General features: G+C 62.7%; 1 protein-coding gene and 1 pseudogene. Both read left to right on the top strand.

What is annotated here, in order from left to right; translation table 11 throughout:
- Positions 1–129: 129 nt before the first annotated feature.
- Positions 130–515: pseudogene (locus QZV84_RS11415) on the top strand (transposase); the annotation flags it as partial.
- Between the two features lie 314 nt (positions 516–829).
- Positions 830–1,624 carry a DUF4190 domain-containing protein gene (locus QZV84_RS11420; protein WP_292829538.1) on the top strand — a complete coding sequence of 265 codons (795 nt, stop codon included), beginning with the start codon at positions 830–832 and terminating at the stop codon, positions 1,622–1,624.
- Positions 1,625–2,563 lie beyond the last annotated feature (939 nt).

Consider the following 2,563-nt stretch of genomic DNA (forward strand, 5'->3'; position numbering starts at 1 on the left):
GTCGATGACGGGACCGTCGCCGAAGTCATACTGCAACCACATCCCCGGCTCGGTGTGGGCTGCTTCGGTGATTTCGGACAGTGGGCCCTCCTAAGGTGGGGGGTTCTACCCGAGAGTGAGTTCATGAACATGACTGCATCACGCAGACGGTTCAGCCAGGAGTTCAAGGACGAGTTGTGTCAGGAGGTGATCTCGACGTCGAAGACCATCAAGGATGTTGCGGTCGCGTATGGCGTTGGTCCCGAGACGCTGCGCACGTGGCTGATCAAGTACCGCGACACGCACGGCGGGACCGAGGCCGAGCTGAGTGTCGATGAGCGGGCCCGGCTCAAGGAGCTGGAGCGGGTCGTTCAGGATCTGCGGGCGGAGACGGCGTTCTTGAAAAAAGCCAGCGCTTACTTCGCGAGGGATCAGCGACTGTGAGCCGGTACGAGTACATCGATTCCTGCAGGAACGACCCGTCCGAGACGAATCCGGTGACCCGGATGTGCGTGTGGCTGGCGGTGTCCACGTCTTTGAAACATTCAGATGAATAGATATAGTTCGTTGTTGAACGTTGGCGGGTTGGGGGTGATCGACCACGTTCCGTCCTACTCGCGTTGAAGCCCTCCGAGCATGGGGTTCGGCTCAGAGGACTTGGAGGCCAGCGAAAGCAGGTGCGGCCCAGTTAGCTGATGGGTCAAGCTTCGCGCGCGTTCCTCAACATCGTCCTCGACACCGGCGTATCAGCAATCAGGGTGGCGGGATCATAGCTGATGCATATCGTTGTAGCATGCACGAGGCGACCTGACCCATGGGGGGACTCAGGCGCATTCCGAGAGGCACCAGCATGTCAAGCACTACACCCTCGTCCGCACCGGCAACACCACCGGTCGAGGCAAAGCGGAGCAACGGCGCGGGGCTTTCAGCGCTCATCGTCGGTATCGTCGCCTTCGTCTTCGCAATCATCCCGTTCCTCAGCTTTATCGCGTGGCTTCCCGCTCTCGCCGCCATCATCCTCGGCATCGTCGGACTCGTTCTGAAGCACCGCAAGCGCGGCTTCGCACTCGCGGGCCTGATCATTGGCGTGGTCGCGTGGATCGTCGCGATTCTCGTTTCTATTGCTGGCATCGCAGCGGTTGGAACTGCTATCGATGAGGCCAATGACACTACCGTTGCACCCGCCGAAGAGGGGGGCGCGGCTGCGGAGCCTGAGGCTGCGGATGCAGGTAGCCGGGAGAACCCCGTGCCCCTCGGCACTGCCATCGACTCGCAGGAGTGGACTGTGGTCGTCAATGCATGGAACCCAAATGGCACGGACATCGTCGCGGCCGCAAACCAGTTCAACCAGCCCGCCCCGGCAGGCAGCACCTATGCCATTGTGAACTACACGGTCACCTACAAGGGAGGGGACACCGGCAACGCTCTTGAGGTAGGGGTCGATCTTGTGACCTCAACTGGTGAGGTCATCGATCCGGGGATCGGCGATGCGGTAGTTCTCGAAGACGGTATCTCGTACACCGACGAGCTGTATGCAGGTGGCACGGCTACCGGTTCGCGCGCCATCGCTGTGCCGGACGGAGCGCAGGTACTCATTCGTATAACCCCGGGTTACGTCTCAGACCCGAAGTTCGTACAGCCGTAGTATCCGCCCATCAGCGCTCCGCCCCGTTCGCCTGAGCGGGGCGGAGCGGTTAGAGCGCTAAGCGTACGCGGGTGAGGACATGATCAGGCCTCTTTCTCGGTTGTGTCTGGCCCGGCTCGCCTCTCCCCAGGTGGCTCGCATCCAGGGAGACCGTCCGTACGGTTGGGGCGACATTCACGGGCGTTGTGGCGCGTACGCTAGTCCCAAAGTACCGGCAGGCAGCGCGTCGTGAAGCCTGATTGAGATGAAGTGGCCCCCCGTGCAACGCCCTCAAGCCGGGGGCCGCTCGAATGTTCGCACGCCGCTGCGAAGTCGACCAGGGGATGATCTCGTGCTCCGACGGGTGATGAGAGTGGCCGCCATCATGATGGCAGTCGTACTGGTATCACTGACGGCGCTCTACGCGTTGCTCGTTGTCGGCTCGCGTAAGGGAATTGACTACTACTACGGATAAGTGCGGAACTTCACACATGCCAGGCACTGGCAGATTGGCTACACCTCCGTCAAGCACCGGATCACCGCGCTCCGCGCCAGCCTCGACGCCCGCCCGACCGTCGCCGGAGACACGGGTGTCGTCGTCATGTCACCGGTGGTCGGCGCGCCGGGGCGGCCGGGACACCAGCCGGGCCCACCGCGCCGGCGCGGGAGCGTTCAGCCTCGACGCCCTCAGCCGACCAGCCACCACCGGCGACACGATGGGAGGCGGCCGCGATGCTTGACCAGCACCTCACCACCGACGACATGCACTTCTTTACCAGACTGCGGATGAGTATTGACGGTTTTGGCGGAAACTTCAATGTCCAGGAAGCCTCTGGGCGGGTTGGGGTGGATGTTCGCGGAACATCCCGGCGCTCGGGGCACTCGGAGGGGTCTGGTTCTACGGCTGTGACGGGACGGCTGTCTGCTGGTAGAGGGCGAGTCGCCAGGTGCCGCCCTGTC

The sequence above is a fragment of the Microbacterium sp. genome (genome assembly GCF_011620715.1).
Classification (GTDB): domain Bacteria; phylum Actinomycetota; class Actinomycetes; order Actinomycetales; family Microbacteriaceae; genus Microbacterium.

Excerpts from the sequence above, each read along its gene's own strand:
- QZV84_RS11420 (WP_292829538.1), top strand. The coding sequence starts at position 830 with ATGTCAAGCACTACACCCTCGTCCGCACCGGCAACACCACCGGTCGAG.